This window comes from Rhodanobacter fulvus Jip2 (assembly GCF_000264315.1).
Taxonomy (GTDB): Bacteria; Pseudomonadota; Gammaproteobacteria; order Xanthomonadales; family Rhodanobacteraceae; genus Rhodanobacter; species Rhodanobacter fulvus.
Map to the genome: position 1 here is coordinate 18794 of NZ_AJXU01000013.1, position 19939 is coordinate 38732.

Below are 19939 nucleotides of genomic sequence, written 5' to 3' on the forward strand. Positions count from 1 at the left end.
AAGAGTGGTCGGGGACGAAGGGAAAGCACTTCCGGTTGCTGCCCGCCCACCTCGCGGCTAGTGCCCGGCGGCGTCGTTCCAGAGCAGTTTGTGCAGTTGCAGTTGGAAGCGCACCGGCAACCTGTCCTCGATGATCCAGTCGGCCAGCTGGCGCGGCGATATCGCGCCGTGAACGGGAGAAAAAAGCACCATGCAACGGGCGGCCAGCGCATGTTCGACCAGCACGCTGCATGCCCAGTCGTAATCGGCACGGCTGGCAATGACGATCTTGACCTGGTCGCGCTGATGCAGAAAGGCCAGGTTCGACCACAGGTTGCGCGCGCTTTCGCCCGAACCGGGCGCCTTCAAGTCCATGACCTTGCGCACGCGCGGATCGACCGCCGAGACATCGAGCGCACCGGAAGTCTCCAGCGACACCTCGTAGCCCACGTCGCACAGTTTCTGCAGCAGGATCAGGCAGCGCTTCTGGGCCAGCGGTTCACCACCCGTGACGCAGACGTGGCCGACATCGTGCCTCGCCACCTCGGCAAGGATCGCGTCGATATCGTGCCATTGCCCGCCGTGAAACGAATACTCGGTATCGCACCACACACAGCGCAGCGGGCAGCCGGTAAGACGCACGAAGACGGTGCGCCAGCCGATGGCGTCGGCCTCGCCCTGCAGCGAGTGGAAGATTTCCGTGATGCGCAATCGCTCGGCGCCAACCGGCCCTGGCGTGGCGGCTTCCACGCGCGCGTCTGTGCCTGTCACCACAAGAACCTCAGTTGACCGACTGGATGCGCTGCAGCCGCTCTTTGGCGAGGTTTGCCGCATTGGTGCCGGGATACTTCGCACCGACCTCGGTCAACGTGGCCTTGGCCGCATCGACCTGCTTGAGCTCGTACTGGCTGTAGCCCACCTTGAGCAGCGCGTCGGGTGCCTTCTCGCTCTGCGGAAACTGCTTCAGCAACTGCTGGAAAGCTTCCAGTGCCACCGGGTAATTCATGGTGACGTAGTACGACTCACCGAGCCAATAATAGGCGTTGGGGGTGAGTGACTCGTTCGGATACTGCTGCACGAACGAGCGGAAATCGCGCGAAGCGGCGGCGTAATCGCCACCCCGCAAAGCCTTGAATGCAACGTCGTAGGCCGCCTGCACCGAAGCCGGATCGGCATTGCTGCCCTGGCCCTGGGTCGGGTTGCCCGCCGCCGCGGAAGATGAAGTTGTCGGTGCGGCCGCGGAAGTCGTCGGTGCAGCGCCAGCGGCGCCACCTGCGTTGCCGCCTTCCAGTCGCCCGATACGTGAATCCAGGTCGACGTACTGGGCCTTGTTCTTGTCTTCCAGCTGTTGCAGCTGATGCTGGAGCTCCTCGATGCGGCCCTGTTGCTGGCGCACCTGCTCCTGCAGTTGCTGCATCTGGTTGACCATGCCAACGCCACCCTGGTCTCTTTGAGCCTGCTGCTCAAGGCGGGAAACACGGTCGGCGAGGCTCAGGCGCGAATCCTGCGAAAAAGCGGGAAACGCAAACAGCATGGCGGATGCAATTGCACCCGCCATGCCGAACCTGGCTGTGAAACGATTAGCCAGTTGCTTCATGCTTACTGCGCCGTGTAGACGATCTCGGCGCGACGGTTCTTGCTCCAGCAATCTTCATTGTGCTCGCGGCAAACGGGCTTCTCTTTGCCGTAGCTGATGACTTCAAGCTGGCTGGCCGAGCCACCGTTGGCCTGCAGCGCACTGGAAACCGCATTGGCACGACGCTCGCCAAGGCCGAGGTTGTATTCGCGGGTGCCGCGCTCATCGGTGTTGCCTTCGAGGCGGATATGCGCGCTCGGACGATCCTGCAGGTACTTGGCGTGGCACGCCATGATCTGCTGGAACTCCGGCTTGATCTCGGTCTTGTCGAAATCGAAATACACGACGCGCTGACGCAGGCAGGCATCGGTATCGAGGTCGGCGGGGGTGTACTTGCCATCGGACTCAGGGGCCTGGGTCTGGGCAACGGGCTCCGGTGCGGGGGCCTGCGGTTTGACTTCCTGCTTCTTGCTGCAAGCGGCCGCGCCGACACAGAGCAGGGCGACCAAAGCGACGCGAACGGTCTTATTCATGGTGACGTTCCTTCAAACGGGTTAGGTTCCAAACATACGACGACGATTACGACTACGGTTACAGGACAGCGCTCGCCGGTGATCCCGGCTGTTATTTTTACACTCGATAGATCGACACCGCGTGATGCTTCTTCGTCGATTTGCTGGCGATAGCATCATGAGCGCCACTGTCGAAAACCGAGACGGTGCCTCTCGGCGCGTCTGCGGGCCCTTCCATGGACATCATGCCGGCACACTCGCGCGCGCCGGCTCAATAATCATTGTTGAATCATTGTTGCCGATAGGGTCCCCAAGCCGGGTCGCTCACGTCGCCATCGGCCAAGGCCAGGCGCTGGCGAACCATGCCATCGGCCGAAACGGCATACAACACGCTGCGCGGCCCCTCGGTGGCGCCGTACAGCAGCATGCTTGCGTTTGGTGCCCAACTCGGCGAGAAATCCAGCGAACCGGGAGAAAGGAAGCGCACTTGACCACCCAGGCTGCGATCCATGACAGCAATACGATACACGTTCCCGTTGCCTTGCACCATGGCGATCTGTTTGCCGTCATAACTGACCGCCGGGTCGGCGTTGTTCTGCCCCTGGAAGGTCACCCGCTCGGCGCTGCCGCCACCTGCGGACACCTGGTAGATCTGCGGTCGACCGGAGCGATCGGAGGTGAAATAGATGCTCTGGCCATCCGGCGCCCAGACCGGCTCGGTGTCGATCGCCAGGTTGTTGGTCAGGCGGGTTTCATGCCGGCTGGCCACGTCCAGCGAGAACAGTTCCAGGTTGCCCACGTAGGACAGCGCCACCGCCAGCTTGCTGCCGTCGGGCGACCATGCCGGCGCGCCGTTGATGCCGCGCGGATGCGCCGCGATCAGCTGGCGCGAACCGGTGGTGATGTCCTGCACGTAAATCGAGGAATTGCCGCTTTCAAAGGAAACGTAGGCGATCTTCTTGCCGTCCGGGGACCACGCCGGCGACAGCAGTGATTCCTTGGACCGTGCCACGACCTGCGGGTTGTAGCCATCGGAATCGGCCACGATCAGCGAATAGGTGGTGTTGTTTCCCAGGCCCACGGCGGTGATGTAGGCAATGCGGGTCCAGAACGCGCCGCGCACGCCGGTGATCTTCTGGTAGATCTGGTCGGCGATCTGGTGGGCCACACCGCGCAGGTCACCGGTGGGTGCCGTGAACGCCTGCGCCAGCAGGCTCTGCTGCTTGTTGACGTCCCACAGTTCGTACTCGATCCGCACCGCGCCGTTGCCGGCATCGCTGATGCGGCCCACGGTGATGTAGTCCTGCTTCATCAGCCGCCAGGTGGGGAACTTGATGTCCGCACCACGCGACGGGAATTCCACGATGTCGCTCTTGGCCAGCGAGCGGAATTTGCCCGAGCGGTTGAAGTCGTTGCGGATCACGTCGGCCACGTCGGTAGGCAGCGGCGCGCCGCCGGCCTGGGCAAAAGGCACCACCACGATCGGCGTGGCCGTCTTGACGCCACCGACGATATCGACATTGAGCGACTGTGCCGCCGCCGGGCCGGCCAGCAATGCCGCCACAGCCAGCAAGGCGAGAGCGAGACGTGAACTGAATTTGCGCATGGGCTTGATCATTGCGGCCTGAAGGTGAAAGTTAGGTTGCGACGGAACACGCTCTCAAAACCCGCGTACGGCAGCGTCTTGGTTCGCAGCACCGCATTTTCGACCGAACGACGGCCAGCCTCGTCATACGGGCAGCTCGGATCGACCGTGGCGCTCATCACGTCTCCCCCTGGCAGCTGCACGATATGAACCGTGCATGGAACAGCGGGCATGTTATCCGGACGCAGCCAGTTGGGTGTGACCGCATTCTGAATGGCCGCGGCGTAGGCATCGCTGAGATCGCTGTGGTCGGCGTTGTTGCCCGTTTGCCGCTGGGCCGCCGCAGGCAGATCGGACTGGCCATCGTCCTTGGCGTTCTTCAGATCCTCCAATTGCTGGCGGGCCTGTTTCGCCTTGTTGTCCAGCTGCTTGGTGCGGTTGGCGGCGGCGTCCATCTTGGCGAACATCTCGTCGATCTGCTTCTGCTTCTCTTCCTTCTGCTTGGCCATCTTGGCGTCCAGCTCGGCCTGACGCTGGCGCTGCTTTTCTTCCTGCAACTTCTTGGCGTCCTCCGCTTTCAGCAGCGCATCGGCCACGATCCGCTCCTGGTCCTTCACGTCCGGATGCTCGGGCGGCGGCGGCAGGGTTTTCACCTGCGGCGCTTCCACCTGCGGTTTCGGCGGCGGCGTGGCGGGCGGTGGCGGCACCGTGTTCGGGACGGGCTTGGTCTTGACCGACTTGGGTGGCGGACTGCCGGTGGGGCCGATCAGGGTGGCCTCGATGACCTGACCCTGCAGTTGCAGAGGCTTGGAGCAGGTGATCGGATTCATCCAGGCCGGCAGGCCCAAGGCGTTGAAGAAATTCTCGTAGCTCGCGCACGGCAGCACCGCGAGGAACAGGAACCCCACGATGCCGATGTGCAGGATGGCGGAAAGTACGACCGCCTTCGGCGTCGCCTTACTTTCGTCCATCGGAGCTGCTCTTGCCCTGGCCTTCCGGACCAGCGGGCTGCCCCATCAGGCCCACCTTGGCCACGCCGGCCTGCTGCAGGTCGGTAAGCACCTTGAACACGCCGCCATAGTTGCCGCGCGTGTCGCCGGCCACCAGCACGCTGACCTCGGGGTTTTCGCGCACGAACGCGCCCACCTTCAGTTTGAGGCCGTCTTCGTCGATCGGCTCCTGCTTGGCGCCGCTCATGGTGAGAAACAACGAACCGTCCTGGCCGACCGACACCACGATGGGGTTTTTCTTGTCCTGCATCGACTTGGCGTCGGACTGCGGCAGCTGCACGTCGACGTTGGAATTGAGCATCGGCGTGGTGACCATGAAGATGATCAGCAGCACCAGCATCACGTCGATGTAGGGCACCACGTTGATTTCGGATTTGAGCTTGAAGCGCTTCTGGCGCCGCGGATTTCGCATGGCTGCTGCTCCGCTCAGGCCGCGTCGTCGGTCTGGATCTGCCGCTGCAGCACGGAGGAGAACTCCTCCTGGAACACGTCATAGCGCGAGGCGATGCGCTCGACCTTGTTGGCATAGCGGTTGTACGCCCACTGCGCCGGGATGGCCGCGAACAGGCCCATGGCGGTGGCGATCAGCGCTTCGGAAATGTGCGGGGCGACCACCGCGATGGTCACGTCCTTCATCTCGCCCAGTCCCTGGAACGCGCCCATGATGCCCCACACGGTGCCGAACAAACCCACGTACGGGCTGATCGAACCGACGTTGGCCAGGAATTCCAGGTTGCGCTCCAGCAGGCCGATCTCGCGGGTGCCGGTGACCTGCATGGCGCGCTCGGCGCCCTCGATCACGCTGCGCGTGTCATGCGTCTTGCGCTGGCGCTGCCGGGCGAATTCGCGAAAGCCCGATTCGAAGATGTTCTCGATGCCACCGTCGCCGCCGCCGCGATTGCTCACTTCGCGAAACAGCTGCGCCAGGTCGCCGCCGGACCAGAAGCGCTCCTCGAAGCGTTCGGCGTTCTCCATGGCGGTCTTGGTCTGCGAATACTTGCGGATGATGATCACCCACGACAGGAAGGAGAACACCAGCAGGACCAGCAGCACCAGTTGCACCGGCAGGCTCGATTGCGCGACCAGCGTGAAAATATTCAGTCCACCGTTCATTGCTTGAAGGTTCTCCGCCAGTCGGCTGGGTTGTGGAAGCCAAGGTTATCGTCGTCAGATGCCGGCGAGCGCCATCAGAACAACCGCGCCACGTCCGGGGGAATCGGCGCCGGTCGCATCTGATGAATGTCCACGCAGGCCACGCGCACGCTGGCGCGAATCAGGCAGATGCCATCCGCGCGCGTGATCGTCTGGTCGAACAGGATACTGGCTGCGCGCCGCTCCATGACGGCGACCGTTGCCTGCAGTTCATCATCCAGCAGGGCCGGCTTGAGGAAATCGATCTGCATACCGCGGACCATGAACGCCAGCCCGGTGGCCTGCTTCAGCGCGAACTGGTCGACCCCCAGCGCGCGCAGCCACTCGCTGCGGGCCCGTTCCATGAAGCGCAGGTAGCTGGCGTGGTAGACCACGCCGCCCGCATCGGTGTCTTCCCAGTAGACGCGGACAGGCCAGGCGAAGGGGGCGGTCGGGGGCATGGGTGGCTCGCGTTTCGACAAAGTGCGACAGCATGCAGCCTGCCTGCGCGATGTTCAAATCCCGGCGACTCCCCGATGCAGCGCACGGTGGAAGCGACTTCAGCCGCGATGCTTCGTGCGGGAAAAGGCCCGGCATCGCGGCTGAAGCCGCTCCCACGGCAGCCTAGGGGCCGGCATCGAACAAGTCCGCCGCCTGCGCCTGGCGCGGCGGCGGCACCAGGCCCAGGTGGCGCCAGCCTTTGGCGCTGGCCATGCGGCCGCGGGCGGTGCGGATCAGGTAGCCCTGCTGGATCAGGTATGGCTCGACCACGTCCTCCAGCGTGCCGCGGTCCTCGCTCAGCGCGGCGGCCAGCGATTCCACGCCCACCGGGCCGCCGTCGAAATTCTCGATGATCACGCCCAGCAACCGGCGGTCCAGCTCGTCGAAGCCTTCGGGGTCGATCTTCAGCATGTCCAGCGCGGCCTGCGCCGCGGCCAGGGTGATCTCGCCGTCGGCGCGCACTTCGGCGTAATCGCGCACGCGGCGCAGCAGGCGGTTGGCGATGCGCGGCGTGCCGCGCGAGCGGCGGGCGATTTCCTGCGCCCCTTCCGGTGCGCAGGCGATGCCCAGGATCTTCGCGGCGCGGCGCACGATCGCGGTGAGCTCGTCAGCGGTATAGAACTCCAGCCGCTGCACGATGCCGAAGCGGTCGCGCAGCGGTGCGGTGAGCATGCCGGCGCGGGTGGTGGCGCCGATCAGGGTGAACGGCGGCAGGTCCAGCTTGATCGAGCGCGCGGCCGGGCCCTCGCCGATCATGATGTCGATCTGGAAATCCTCCATCGCCGGGTACAGCACTTCCTCGACCACGGGCGACAGGCGGTGGATCTCGTCGACGAACAGCACGTCGTTCGGTTCCAGGTTGGTCAGCAGCGCGGCCAGGTCGCCGGCGCGCTCCAGCACCGGGCCGGAGGTGGAGCGCAGGTTGACGCCCAGCTCGTTGGCGATGACGTGGCTGAGCGTGGTCTTGCCCAGGCCCGGCGGGCCGAAGATCAGCACATGGTCCAGCGCACCGCTGCGCTTCTTCGCCGCCTCGATATAGATCGACAACTGCTCGCGCACCGCCTGCTGGCCAAGGTACTCATTGAGCTGCTTCGGCCGGATCGTGGCTTCCAGCACCTCGTCGTCGAGCTGGGCAGAGGCGGTGATGATGCGGGCTTCGGTCATTGGGGCCGGGATTCGAGATTCGGGATTCGGGATTCGGAAGGGCGGAGCGGCGCTGTAGCCGCACCCACGATACCCCAGCGGTGCGGCGCTTTTGCGAATCCCGAATTCCGAATCTCGAATCCCGTCAATTCAGATCTCCACCTGCGCGCCCAGCTCGATCAGCCGGTTGCCGGGGATCTGGAAGAACGCGGTGGCGGGTAGTGCGTTGCGCGACAGGATCACGAAGAGTTTGTCGCGCCACAGCGCCATGCCGGGGCGGCGCGCATCGGCCACCACGTTTTCGCGCGACAGGAAAAAGGTGGTGTCCATCATGTCGAAGCCGAGCCCCTCGCGGCCGCACAGGCTCAGCGCCAGCGGCACGTTGGGGTCCTCGGCGAAGCCGAAGCGCAGTTCCAGGCCGTGGAAATCGCTGCCCATCGCGGTGATCTGCACGCGCTCGGACGCTTCCGCCACCGGCGTTTCCAGGATCTCCACCGTCAGCAGCACGTTGCGCTCGTGCAGCACCTTGTTGTGCTTGAGGTTGTGCAGCAGCGCGTGCGGCACCGCGTTCTGGTTGGCGGTGAGGAATACGGCGGTGCCCGGCACGCGCAGCGGCGGGTGCTCGGCGATGTTCTCGATGAACGGCGCCAGCGCCAAGCCCGATTGCTTGATCTCGCGCACCACCAGCTCGCGGCCGCGGCGCCAGGTGGTCATCATGGTGAAGATCACCACGCCCAGCACCAGCGGGAACCAGCCGCCGTGCGCCACCTTCAGCAGGTTGGCACCGAAGAACGACAGGTCGATGATCAGGAACAGCACGCCCACCAGCACCAGCGTGGGCCAGTTCCAGTGCCAGCGCTTGCGCGCCACCACCAGCGCCAGCAGCGTGGTCATGGTCATGGTGCCGGTCACGGCGATGCCATAGGCGGCGCCGAGGTTGTCCGAACTCTGGAAAAACAGCACCGCCACGATCACCAGCACCATCAGCATGCGGTTGACCCACGGCACGAAGATCTGCCCGGACATCTCGCGCGAGGTATGCACCACCGCCATGCGCGGCGAATAGCCCAGCGACATCGCCTCGCGGGTCATCGAGAACGCACCGGAAATCACCGCCTGCGAGGCGATCACGGCGGCCGCGGTGGCCAATACGATCATCGGGTACAGCAGCGCCTCGGGCACCATCCGGTAGAACGGGCTTTCGATCGCCAGCGGGTCGCTCAGCAGCAGCGCGCCCTGTCCGAAATAATTCAGCACCAGCGCGGGCAACACGAACCCGAACCACGCCACGCGTATGGGTTTCTTGCCGAAGTGGCCCATGTCCGCGTACAGCGCCTCGGCACCGGTCAGCGCCAGCACCACGCCACCCAGCGCGATGAACGAGGTGTCGCCGTGGCGGATGAAAAAGCGCACCCCGTGCCAGGGATTGAGCGCATACAACACTTCGGGGTTGGCCAGGATCTGTCGCGCGCCGAGCAGCGCCAGCACCAGGAACCACACCGTCATCACCGGTGCGAACGCCTTGCCGACCTTGTGCGTGCCATAGCGCTGCACCGCGAACATGCACAGCAGGATCACCAGCGCAATCCACACCACGTATTGCCCCAGCCCCGGCGCGGCAATCTGCAGGCCTTCCACCGCACCCAGCACCGAAATGGCGGGGGTGATCACGCCGTCGCCGTAGAACAGCGACGCGCCGAAGATGCCGAACGCGGCCAGCGTCCAGCGCGCCCGCGCCGAGCCGCTCATCGAACGCTGCGCCAGCGCCATCAGCGCCATGATGCCGCCCTCGCCCTTGTTGTCCGCGCGCATCACGAAGGTCACGTATTTCAGCGACACCACGATCACCAGCGACCAGAACACCAGCGACAGCACGCCCAGCACGGCCGCCGGCGTGGGCGTCATGCCGTGGGTGCCGAGGGTTTCCTTCATGGTGTACAGCGGGCTGGTGCCGATATCGCCGAACACCACGCCGATGGCGCCCAGCGCCAGCGCCGTCACCCGGCGCTTGGTCTCGGGCGATACCTCGCCGCCGGCGTTTTCCGTGTGCACGGTCAGGCCCCCAGCGCGGCGCGCAGCGCCTTGCGGATGATCGCCTCGGCGCTGTCGCCCTCGGCAGCAACCTTCTGCACCAATCGCGTGACTTCCACCGGCTTGTAGCCAAGTTGCTGCAGCGCCACGGTGGCTTCGCCGGCCGCATCCAGCGGCGCAGCGGTGCCGGGCAACGTGGTGCCGGGCAGGCTGGACAGGCCGTCGACGCGATCGCGCAACTCCACCACGATGCGCTCGGCGGTCTTCTTGCCGATACCGGGAATCTTGGTCAGCGCCACCACATCGCCCGCCTGCACCAGCCGCGCGAAGTGGTCGGTGGAAACGCCCGACAGCACCGCCAGCGCGATCTTCGCGCCGATGCCGCTGACCTTGAGCAGGTTGCGAAACAGCGTGCGCTCGCTCTCGCGCAGGAAACCGTACAGCGCCGCGCTGTCTTCCTTCACCGCGTAATGGGTCAGCAGGATCACTTCCTTGCCGATGCCGGGCAGGTCGTAGATGGTGGACATCGGCGCGTCCACCTCATAGCCGAGGCCGCCCACCTCGACCAGCAGCGAGGGCGGTTGTTTCGACAGCAGCGTGCCGCGCAGACGACCGATCACCGGCGCCGCCTCCAGGCCGTGCGCGGAATGCCCACGCGGGCCAGGCTGGCGCGGGTATGCGCGTGCGTCACCGCAATCGCCAGCGCATCGGCGGCGTCCGCCTGGAGCGGGCCTTTCAGCCCCAGCAAAATGCCGATCATGTGCTGTACCTGCGCCTTGTCGCCGCGTCCGCTGCCGACCACGGACTGTTTCACTTCGGTTGCCGCATATTCGTGCACCGTGATCCCCTGGCTGACTACCGCACAAATCGCGGCACCGCGCGCCTGCCCCAGCTTCAACGCCGAATCCGGGTTGCGCGCCATGAACACGCGCTCGATACCGCACTCGGCCGGTTGATGGGCGGCGATGATGTCACACAGTTCGTCAAAGATGCGTTTCAGCCGCAACGGAAACGTGGCCTCGCCAGCCACCGCCAGCGCGCCGTGGAACACATGGGTCAACTTGCCCGTGCCATCCACATCGATGATGCCCACGCCGGTACGCTGGCTGCCGGGGTCGATGCCCAGGATCCTTACGGATCGGGATTCGGGATTCGGGATTCGGGATTCGGGAAAAGCCACGGCGCCCTCGCTCATGGGGCCGGCGGCTTTGCGCTTCGACCGAATCCCGAATCCCGTATCCCGAATCCCAACGCCTTGCTCACGGCAGCACGGCGTTGTGCGATACGTCGCTGACGTCGTCCAGCGCGTCGAGCTTCTCGAGCAGATCGAGCAGGGTTTCCTGCGCTTCCTCGGGCACCGCCACGCGGTTGTTCGGACGCATCACCACGCCGGCGTGCGAGGCATTCAGACCCGCGTCGATCAATGCCTGCTGCACCGCCTCGAAGCTGTCCGGCGAGCACAGCACGGCGCTTTCGCCGTTCTCGTTGATGACGTCGTCGGCACCGGCTTCCAGCGCCGCTTCCAGCACCTTTTCTTCCGCGGCCTCGTCACCGCCGGTCTCGAACACCAGCTCGCCGCAGCGGTTGAACTGGAACGCCACCGAGCCGGTGGTGCCCAGGTTGCCGCCGTGCTTGGTCAACGCGTGGCGCACGTCGGCCACGGTGCGTACGGGGTTGTCGGTGAAGCAGTCGATGATCAACGCGATGCCGGCCGGGCCGTAACCTTCGTAGCGCAGCTCCTGCATGTCGGCGCCGCCGTCGGTGCCGGAACCCCGCTTGATCGCGCGATCGATGGTGTCACGCGTCATGTTGGCCGACAGCGCCTTGTCCACCGCGGCACGCAGTCGCGGGTTGCCCCCCGGGTCGGCCACGCCGGCACGCGTGGCGACGGTGATCTCGCGGATCAACTTGGTGAACACCTTGGCGCGCTTGGCGTCTTCGGCGTTCTTGCGACCTTCGATGGACGGGCCTCTACCCATGGCGTTGCCTGCACTCGACTCATTGGACAAGCGGCCAATTTTACCTGATTTCCGCCCCGGTGCCGGCACCTGCGTACGCGTGTCGCAGCCTGCTCACTCGACGGGGAAGTGGCCATCGCGCAGGAAAAGCCCGGCTCGCCGCGCCACGTCGGCGGAAAACAGCAGGCCGGTGTGGTTGGCTTCCACCACGCAATGCGCGGTCAGGCCGGCCAGGCGGGTTTCCTCGACCGCGACGGTACCGTCGTGCTGTCCGTCCAGATGGCCGAGCACGGCCCCCAGGCCCAGCGGCGTGCAGCCGGCAATCACGCCCACCTCGCGGGCGCCAGTCCAGCGCTCAAAGCCCTGCTCCAGCAATTCGCGGTTATGGCCGAGCAACACCTCGCCGCCGCGTCCCCACGCGGAAAAATTGCGGGCCGCGGCGCTGCCTTTCAGCGGTGACCCCAGGCAGACGACGCGCCCGGACGGCAGCTCGGCACCCACGCAGGCGCGCAGCGCCAGCAGGCCGCCGAGGCTGTGACCGACCAGATGTACCGGCTCGCCATCGGCGCCCAGCGCAAGCATGCGGGCCTGCAACTTGTCGAGGATGCGCTGCTGGGTGGCGGCCACGCTCAAATAGTCGAAGCGATCGACCTGGAACCCCGCCTCCGCCAGCCGGCGATGCAGCATGGCCAGCGCGAAGCCGCGCATCCACAGGCCATGCAGCAGGATCACGTGATCGGACATTCAAGCGCCGGGATTCGGGATTGGAGATTCGGGATTTGTACCAGCAGCCATGGCCAGCTTGCGCAAGAGGCGCTGAACAGCCCGTATTCCTACGCCCTATTCCGTCACCTCGACGTGCAGCTCTTTCAGTTGCGCGGCGTCCACCGGCGAAGGCGCGTCGGTCATCAGGTCCTGCGCGCTGGTGGTCTTGGGGAAGGCGATCACGTCGCGGATCGACTCGGTGCCGGCCATCAGCGCGGCGATGCGGTCGATGCCGAACGCCAGGCCGCCGTGCGGCGGCGCGCCGAACTTCAGGGCCTTCAGCAGGAAGCCGAACTTGGCTTCGGCCTCCTCGGCGCTGATGCCCAGCAGCTCGAACACCGTGCTCTGCATGTCCGGGCGGTGGATACGGATCGAGCCGCCGCCGATCTCGTTGCCGTTCAGCACCATGTCGTAGCCGCGGCTCACTGCATTGTGCGGATCGGCGCGCAGCTGCGCGGCGTCATCCACCTTCGGCGCGGTGAACGGATGATGCAGGGCCACGAAGCGCTGCGCTTCGTCGTCGTATTCGAACATCGGAAAGTCGGTGACCCACAGCGGCTTCCAGCTGTCCTCGACCAGGCCGCGATCCTTGCCGACCTTCAGCCGCAGCGCGCCCATGAAGTCGGTGACGGTCTTCCACGCACCGGCACCGAAGAACACGATGTCGCCGGTCTGCGCACCGGTGGCCTTGAGCACACCGTCCAGCGCCGCGTCATCCAGGAACTTGGCCACCGGCGAGGTGATGCCCTCGCGGCCCTTGGCCAGGTCCTCGACCTTCAGCCAAGCCAGCCCCTTGGCGCCATAGCGCGAGGTGTACTCGGTCAGCACGTCGATGTCCTTGCGCGACAGCGTGCTGCCGCCGGGTACGCGCAGTGCAGCCACGCGGCCGCCCGCGTCGTTGGCCGGCTCGGCGAATACCTTGAACTCGACGTGCTTCACCGCCTCGGCCACGTCCACCAGCTCCAGCGCGATGCGCAGGTCGGGCTTGTCCGAACCGAAGCGACGCATCGCTTCCGCCCAGGTCATGCGGGGGAAGGACGCATCCAGCTCCACGCCCTGCACCTCACGGAACACGTGGCGGATCAGTTCCTCCACGAAGTCCTGCACGTCCTGCTCTTCGACGAAGGCGAACTCCAGGTCGAGCTGGGTGAATTCGGGCTGGCGGTCGGCGCGCAGGTCCTCGTCGCGGAAGCAGCGGGCGATCTGGTAGTAGCGGTCGAAGCCGGCCACCATCAGGATTTGCTTGAACAGCTGCGGCGATTGCGGCAGCGCGTAGAACTGGCCCGGGTGCACGCGGCTGGGCACCAGGTAGTCGCGCGCGCCCTCCGGCGTGGCCTTGGTCAGGATCGGCGTCTCCACGTCCTGGAAACCGCGTTCGTCCAGATAGCGGCGCAGCGTCTGCACCAGCTTGATGCGCTTGCGCATCATCGCCTGCATCTCGGGGCGGCGCAGGTCGAGGTAGCGGTAGGTCATCCGCATGTCCTCGTTCGGGTTCTCGTGCAGCGCGAACGGCAGGTCTTTGGCGGCGTTGAGGATCTCGACGGTGTCCGCCAGCAGCTCGATGGTGCCGGTTTTCAGCTTGTCGTTGACCGACAGCCGCGGGCGGATGGTGCCGGTGACGCGCAGGCAGTATTCGTTGCCGATCTCGCCGGCGACCTCAAATGCAGCCGCGTTCTCGCGCTCGACCACCACTTGCGCCAGCCCTTCATGGTCGCGCAGGTCGACGAAGGCCACATGGGCCTGCAAACGGATCTTGTTGACCCAGCCGCACAGGGTGACGGTCTGGCCGATCAGCGACTCGTCGATGAGGCCGCAAAGATGCGTACGCATGCGCTTGGAACTCCGGGCCGCGTTGGCGGCAAAAGCGGGGGAAAAGACTGCGAATTCTACCACCGCCGCCGAGGACTGCGGCGGCAGCGGATCAACTCTTGCCGCCAGCCGACGGTGCCGGAGCGGGCGCCGGAGCGGGCGATGGCGCGGGCACCGGCGCCGGGCTTGCGGCTGATTTCGCGGCGGTGCCGTGGTCGCCGGCGAGGTTGCGCTTCTTGTCGCCATCCTTCTTGAAGTCGGTCTCGTACCAGCCGCTGCCAGCCAGCCGGAACGACGGCGCGCTCACCATCCGGTGCAATTGCGGCTCGCCACAGGCGGGGCAAACCGTTGGATCGGCATCGGACATTTTCTGCAGATGGTCGAAATGATGACCGCAATGCTTGCATTCGAATTCGTAGATGGGCATGGGAAACTCCGTAGTCGATCGATCGCGATGGCGATGGAAACTCGCCATTATCGACCCGCAACACCGGATTTCAACGTCCCACCGTACCCATGGGCGCAGCCGCCCCGCCGGCGTAGTCTCGGCACCCGGGCATGCGAAAGCGCGGTCATCGCCGGGGTCGCAATCCCATTTGGACGTCTATACGTCTATTGACGCGCGCGACGAGTAAGCCTAACCTGCAGCCCGTTGCACTGCAGCAATTCCTTTCCCACGGAAATCCCCCATGAGCAAGCACTCCGATTCGAGCCGAACCACCTGGTTGCCCGCACTGGCGCTGCTGGCGCTGTCCACCGGCGCCGCCGCGCAAGATGTCACCGCGCCATCCCCCAACAAGGCCCAGCGCCTGGACGCGGTGATCGTCACCGGCACCCGCGCCGACAACCGTACGGAGAGCAGCTCGCTGACGCCGATCGACGTGGTCTCCGCCGAGGTGCTGCAGCAAACCGGCACCACCGAGCTGTCCACGGCGCTGGCGCGGATCATCCCGTCGCTGACGTTCCCGCGCCCCACCGCGGCCGACACCGCCGATGCACAGCGCCCGGCCCAACTGCGCGGGCTGTCGCCGGATCAGGTGCTGGTGCTGGTGGACGGCAAGCGCTGGCATCCGGGCGCCATCATCCTGACCAATGGCGTGCTGGGCCGTGGTTCGCAGGCGGTGGATCTGAACACCATCCCGATGGCCGCGATCGACCACATCGAAGTGCTGCGCGACGGCGCCTCGGCGCAATACGGCTCTGACGCCATCGCCGGCGTGATCAACGTGGTGCTGAAGAAAGGTGGCGAGGGCGGTTCGCTCGACGTGACCGGCGGCCAGTATTCCGCCGGTGATGGCCGCCTGTGGAAGGCTGCCGCCAGCTTCGGGATTCCGCTCAACAATGATCAGGGCTGGCTGCGCTTCACCCTGCAGGATGGCCACCAGGACTACACCAACCGCGCTGGCGTGGATCGCAACCGGCCCGAGGAAGGCGTGCGCCAGCGCTATGGCGACCCGGCGGTGAAGGACCACAACCTGTTCCTCAACGGCCAGTACGACCTCACGCCCGGCGTGCAGCTCTACGCGTTCGGCCATTACGGACGGCGCCAGAGCGAGTCGACCGCGTTCTTCCGCAACACGGCACATTCCAACGCGGCTCCGTCGATCTATCCCACCGGCTACCTGCCGCTGGAAGACGCCGATTCCACCGACCAGTCACTGGTGCTGGGCCTGCGCGGCAAGACGGCCGGCGGCTGGCGCTGGGACGTGAGCGGCAATTACGGCGCCAACCGGGTGTCGTACGCCACCATCCACAGCGTCAACGTGGCCTGGCTCAACGATTTCGGCAGCAGCCCCACGCGCTTCCACGACGGCATCCTCAAGGCCACGCAGCAATCGTTCGACATCGATATCGCCAAGGAATTTTCGCTGGGCTGGCTGCCCAATCCGGTGACCATGGCCTTCGGTACCGAGTACCTGCGCCAGACCTACGAGATCGCGGCGGGCGACCCGGCCTCGTACTACGTGGGCACCTCCGGACGCAGCGGCGGCGCGCAGGGTTTTGGCGGTTTCCAGGCGGCCGATGCCGGCTCGCACGCGCGCCACAACGTGGCCGAGTACGTAAACCTCGAAACCAACCTCACCGACCGCCTTGGCACCTCGCTGTCGGTACGCCATGAGGATTATTCGGACTTCGGCACCACCACGTCGGGCTCGCTGGCGGCACGTTTCGACTTCACCGACAGCTTCGCCCTGCGTGGCAGCGCTTCCACCGGCTTCCGCGCACCCTCGCTGGCGCAGCAGTACTACACCTATACCTCGTCGCTTTATTACGGGGCGAGCAACGTGCCCGCTGGCCTGACCCAGGGCATCTACAACACCGGCATCGTGTCGCCCACCAGTGCGATCGGATCGCTGCTGGGCGGGCAGCCACTGAAGCCGGAGAAATCGAAGAACTACACCATCGGCCTGGTCTGGAATCCCAGCGACGCGCTCAACCTCAGCGTGGACCTGTACCAGATCGAGATCGACGACCGCATCAGCCTGTCCAGCAATCTCTCGATCGCCTCGCCGGAGGCCCAGGCCTACCTGGCCGCCAACGGCGTCGCCAACACCAACTACAGCCGGGTGGCCTACTTCACCAACGCGGTGGACACGCGCACCCGTGGTGTCGATTTCGTGGGCAGCTATCGGTCGGACTTCGGCGACGCCGGCTCGTTGCAGAGCACGTTGAGCTACAACTACAACAAGAACGAGGTCACCAGCGTCAAGGCCAACCCCGCAGCGCTGGATGCGCTGGGCCTGGACCTGCAGCGCATCGACCGCCGCGACGAATTCGGCCTGCTGGCGGACAGCACGCCACGCAGCAAGCTGATCCTCAACGAGCTCTACACGTTCGGCCGCTGGAGCTTCAACGGTACGCTGACCCGCTACGGCAAGTTCACCTCCTACGCCACCAGCAACCCGGCACTGGACCAGACCTACGACAGCAAGTGGCTGCTCGACCTGGCGCTGAACTACAACCTGGACAAGTGGACGTTCACCCTCGGTGGCGACAACGTGCTCGACACCTACCCCGACCGGACCATGGTCGGCAACGACAACAACGGCACCATGCCCTATTCGGTGCTTTCACCGTTCGGCTTCAACGGCGCTTATGTCTACGGCAAGGTGGCGTATCGCTGGTAAGCGATAGCGGTTCGATCCAACAAAAAGCCCCGGCCTTGTGCCGGGGCTTTTTGTTGTCGGCGATCAGCTCACGCACCGATCTTGCGGAACTCCAGGTGACCGCCCTCGGCCACCACGTCGATGGTGTCGCCACCCTGGAACTGGCCCTGCAGGATCTGCCGCGCCAGCGGGTTCTCCAGTTGCTGCTGGATCGCCCGTTTCAGCGGCCGCGCGCCGTACACCGGGTCAAAACCCACGTTGCCCAGCAAGGTCAGTGCCTCATCGCTGACGTCCATCTTCAACTGGCGCTCGGCCAGGCGCTTCTCCAGGTACTGCAACTGGATGCGGGCGATGGCGCGGATCTGCGTCTTGTCCAGCGGGCGGAACACCACGATCTCGTCCAGCCGGTTGATGAACTCGGGGCGGAAGTGCGCCTGCACCACGCCCATCACCGAGGCCTTCATCTGGGTGTACTGCTCCTCCGCGTCACCGCTGCTTTCGGAGGCGTCCTGGATCATCTGCGAGCCCAGGTTCGAGGTCATCACGATGACCGTGTTGCGGAAATCCACGGTGCGGCCCTGGCCGTCGGTGAGGCGGCCGTCGTCCAGCACCTGCAGCAGGATGTTGAACACGTCCGGATGCGCCTTCTCCACCTCGTCCAGCAGGATCACGCTGTACGGCCGGCGGCGCACCGCCTCGGTGAGATAGCCGCCTTCCTCGTAGCCGACATAGCCGGGCGGCGCACCGACCAGGCGCGAGACGGAATGCTTCTCCATGAACTCGCTCATGTCGATGCGCACCATCGCGTCGGTGGTGTCGAACATGAACTCGGCCAGCGCCTTGCACAGCTCGGTCTTGCCCACGCCGGTGGGGCCCAGGAACAGGAATGAGCCGTTCGGCCGGTTCGGATCGGACAGGCCGGCGCGCGAGCGGCGGATCGCGTCGGCCACCGCGTGTACCGCCTCGTCCTGGCCGACCACGCGCTGGTGCAGCTCGTCCTCCATCTTCAGCAGCTTGTCGCGCTCACCCTCCAGCATCTTGCTGACCGGGATGCCGGTCCAGCGCGCCACCACCTCGGCGATTTCGTCGGCGGTGACTTTCGTCTGCACCAGCTTGAAATCCTGCGTCTCGGCGGCCTGTGCCACGGCGAGCTGCTTCTCCAGCGCGGGCAGCTTGCCGTACTGGATCTCGCTCATGCGCGCGTAATCCTGCGCGCGCCGGGCGGCCTCCAATTCCTGGCTGGCCTGCTCGATCTGCTCCTTCACCTTGGTCGTGCCCTGCAGCGCGGCCTTCTCGGATTTCCAGATTTCGTTGAGGTCGGAGAACTCGCGTTCCAGCTTCTCGATGTCGGTTTCCAGGTCGGCCAGGCGCTGCTTCGATTCGCTGTCCTTTTCCTTCTTCAGCATCTCGCGCTGGATCTTCAGCTGGATCAGCCGGCGCTCCAGCCGATCGAGTTCCTCCGGCTTGGAATCGATCTCCATGCGGATGCGCGAAGCGGCCTCGTCCATCAGGTCGATCGCCTTGTCCGGCAGCTGGCGGTCGGCGATGTAGCGGTGCGACAGCGTGGCCGCCGCCACGATCGCCGGGTCGGTGATTTCCACGCCGTGGTGCACGGCGTAGCGCTCCTTCAGGCCGCGCAGGATCGCGATGGTGTCCTCGACGGAAGGCTCGCCCACGAACACTTTCTGGAAGCGCCGCTCCAGCGCGGCGTCCTTCTCGATGTACTTGCGGTATTCGTCCAGCGTGGTGGCGCCGATGCAGTGCAGCTCGCCGCGGGCCAGCGCGGGCTTCAGCATGTTGCCGGCGTCCATCGAGCCCTCGCCCTTGCCGGCGCCGACCATGGTGTGCAGCTCGTCGATGAACAGGATCACGCGGCCTTCCTGCTTCGAAAGATCGCTGAGCACCGCCTTCAATCGCTCCTCGAATTCGCCGCGGAATTTCGCGCCGGCGATCAGTGCGCCCATGTCCAGCGACAGCACGCGGCGGTCGCGCAAACCCTCGGGCACTTCGCCCTTGATGATGCGCTGGGCCAGGCCTTCCACGATCGCGGTCTTTCCCACGCCGGGCTCGCCGATCAGCACCGGGTTGTTCTTGGTGCGCCGCTGCAGCACCTGGATGGTGCGGCGGATTTCCTCGTCGCGGCCAATCACCGGGTCGAGCTTGTTGCGCTCGGCGCGCTCGGTGAGGTCGATGCAGTATTTCTCCAGCGCCTGGCGCTGTTCCTCGGCGTTCTCGCTCTGCACTTTCTCGCCGCCGCGCAGCTTCTCGATCGCGGCTTCCAGATTGGCCTTGTTCGCGCCGGCCGCCTTCAATGCGGTGCCCAGCTCGCCCTTGTCCTCCAGCGCCGCCAGCACGAACAGCTCGCTGGCGATGAACTGGTCGCCGCGCTGCTGGGCCAGCTTGTCGGTGAGGTTGAGCAGGCGGTTCAGATCATTGCCGAGGTTGATGTTGCCTTCCTCGCCGCTGACCCGCGGCAAGCGCTCCAGCATGTCGTTGACGCGCTGCTGCAGCGTCGGCACGTTGACCTGCGCCTGGGTCAGCAGCGGCGCGGTCGAGCCGCCCTGCTGGTTCAGCAGCGCGGCCATGACGTGGGCCGGTTCCAGCATGTTGTTGTCGCGGCCCACGGCCAGCGATTGTGCGTCGGCCAGCGCCTGCTGGAAACGCGACGTGAGTTTGTCCATTCGCATCGTGATGTCCACCATCAAGGTTGGCGCGAGGCGCGCCGCTGACATGCGACATGCGGACGCTCCCCGGCGATTCAAGCGTACGTCTTGCCGCATGGGTCGACGCAACCGCGACCGCTCGCGAGCTTCCTTTCACACCGCGTTTGCT

At 65.5% G+C, this 19939-nt stretch carries 18 protein-coding genes; 1 reads left to right on the forward strand and 17 read right to left on the reverse strand.

Going from position 1 to position 19939, the window contains the following annotated elements; all coding sequences use genetic code 11:
* Window positions 1-57: 57 nt before the first annotated feature.
* The 16 genes from queE to UU9_RS02685 form a co-directional block, all read right to left on the reverse strand.
* Window positions 58-750 (reverse strand): 7-carboxy-7-deazaguanine synthase QueE, encoded by a 693-nt coding sequence (gene queE / locus UU9_RS02610; protein WP_040670081.1) that lies wholly within the window; start codon window positions 748-750, stop codon window positions 58-60.
* 10 nt (window positions 751-760) lie between these two features.
* Window positions 761-1537, reverse strand: a complete 777-nt coding sequence (gene ybgF / locus UU9_RS02615) for a tol-pal system protein YbgF (RefSeq protein WP_040670070.1) — start codon at window positions 1535-1537, stop codon at window positions 761-763.
* Between the two features lie 41 nt (window positions 1538-1578).
* Entirely contained in the window at window positions 1579-2088 is a 510-nt protein-coding gene (pal, locus tag UU9_RS02620) for a peptidoglycan-associated lipoprotein Pal (protein ID WP_007080163.1), read from the reverse strand.
* Between the two features lie 268 nt (window positions 2089-2356).
* Complete coding sequence (gene tolB / locus UU9_RS02625) at window positions 2357-3685, reverse strand: Tol-Pal system beta propeller repeat protein TolB (protein ID WP_007080164.1); 1329 nt, start codon at window positions 3683-3685, stop codon at window positions 2357-2359.
* Window positions 3682-4623 (reverse strand): cell envelope integrity protein TolA, encoded by a 942-nt coding sequence (tolA, locus tag UU9_RS02630; protein ID WP_007080165.1) that lies wholly within the window; start codon window positions 4621-4623, stop codon window positions 3682-3684. Before tolA ends, tolB begins: the two co-directional genes overlap by 4 nt.
* Entirely contained in the window at window positions 4610-5074 is a 465-nt protein-coding gene (tolR, locus tag UU9_RS02635) for a protein TolR (protein ID WP_007080166.1), read from the reverse strand. The genes tolA and tolR overlap by 14 nt, the downstream gene beginning before the upstream one ends.
* A gap of 14 nt (window positions 5075-5088) precedes the next feature.
* The gene (gene tolQ / locus UU9_RS02640; RefSeq protein ID WP_007080167.1) at window positions 5089-5775 is read right to left on the reverse strand and encodes a protein TolQ; all 687 of its coding nucleotides are present in this window, start codon (window positions 5773-5775) and stop codon (window positions 5089-5091) included.
* 74 nt (window positions 5776-5849) lie between these two features.
* Window positions 5850-6254, reverse strand: a complete 405-nt coding sequence (gene ybgC / locus UU9_RS02645; protein WP_007080168.1) for a tol-pal system-associated acyl-CoA thioesterase — start codon at window positions 6252-6254, stop codon at window positions 5850-5852.
* Window positions 6255-6417: 163 nt separating this feature from the next.
* Entirely contained in the window at window positions 6418-7458 is a 1041-nt protein-coding gene (ruvB, locus tag UU9_RS02650; protein WP_007080169.1) for a Holliday junction branch migration DNA helicase RuvB, read from the reverse strand.
* A gap of 129 nt (window positions 7459-7587) precedes the next feature.
* Window positions 7588-9489, reverse strand: coding sequence for a potassium transporter Kup (locus tag UU9_RS02655; protein ID WP_007080170.1), 1902 nt, complete (start codon window positions 9487-9489; stop codon window positions 7588-7590).
* A 2-nt stretch (window positions 9490-9491) separates the two neighbouring features.
* Complete coding sequence (gene ruvA / locus UU9_RS02660) at window positions 9492-10088, reverse strand: Holliday junction branch migration protein RuvA (RefSeq protein ID WP_007080171.1); 597 nt, start codon at window positions 10086-10088, stop codon at window positions 9492-9494.
* Window positions 10085-10663 (reverse strand): crossover junction endodeoxyribonuclease RuvC, encoded by a 579-nt coding sequence (gene ruvC / locus UU9_RS02665; RefSeq protein ID WP_007080172.1) that lies wholly within the window; start codon window positions 10661-10663, stop codon window positions 10085-10087. The genes ruvA and ruvC overlap by 4 nt, the downstream gene beginning before the upstream one ends.
* Before the next feature lie 64 nt (window positions 10664-10727).
* Window positions 10728-11447, reverse strand: a complete 720-nt coding sequence (locus tag UU9_RS02670) for a YebC/PmpR family DNA-binding transcriptional regulator (protein ID WP_007080173.1) — start codon at window positions 11445-11447, stop codon at window positions 10728-10730.
* A gap of 93 nt (window positions 11448-11540) precedes the next feature.
* Window positions 11541-12170 carry an esterase/lipase family protein gene (locus UU9_RS02675; RefSeq protein ID WP_007080174.1) on the reverse strand — a complete coding sequence of 210 codons (630 nt, stop codon included), beginning with the start codon at window positions 12168-12170 and terminating at the stop codon, window positions 11541-11543.
* 96 nt (window positions 12171-12266) lie between these two features.
* The gene (aspS, locus tag UU9_RS02680) at window positions 12267-14021 is read right to left on the reverse strand and encodes an aspartate--tRNA ligase (protein WP_007080175.1); all 1755 of its coding nucleotides are present in this window, start codon (window positions 14019-14021) and stop codon (window positions 12267-12269) included.
* Between the two features lie 91 nt (window positions 14022-14112).
* The gene (locus UU9_RS02685) at window positions 14113-14427 is read right to left on the reverse strand and encodes an FmdB family zinc ribbon protein (protein WP_007080176.1); all 315 of its coding nucleotides are present in this window, start codon (window positions 14425-14427) and stop codon (window positions 14113-14115) included.
* A 262-nt stretch (window positions 14428-14689) separates the two neighbouring features.
* Between UU9_RS02685 and UU9_RS02690 the strand changes: the two genes are divergently transcribed.
* Complete coding sequence (locus UU9_RS02690) at window positions 14690-17128, forward strand: TonB-dependent receptor plug domain-containing protein (protein ID WP_007080177.1); 2439 nt, start codon at window positions 14690-14692, stop codon at window positions 17126-17128.
* 68 nt (window positions 17129-17196) lie between these two features.
* On the opposite strand, the gene clpB is transcribed toward UU9_RS02690, so the two are convergent.
* Window positions 17197-19794, reverse strand: a complete 2598-nt coding sequence (clpB, locus tag UU9_RS02695) for an ATP-dependent chaperone ClpB (RefSeq protein WP_007080178.1) — start codon at window positions 19792-19794, stop codon at window positions 17197-17199.
* Between the last annotated feature and the right edge of the window lie 145 nt (window positions 19795-19939).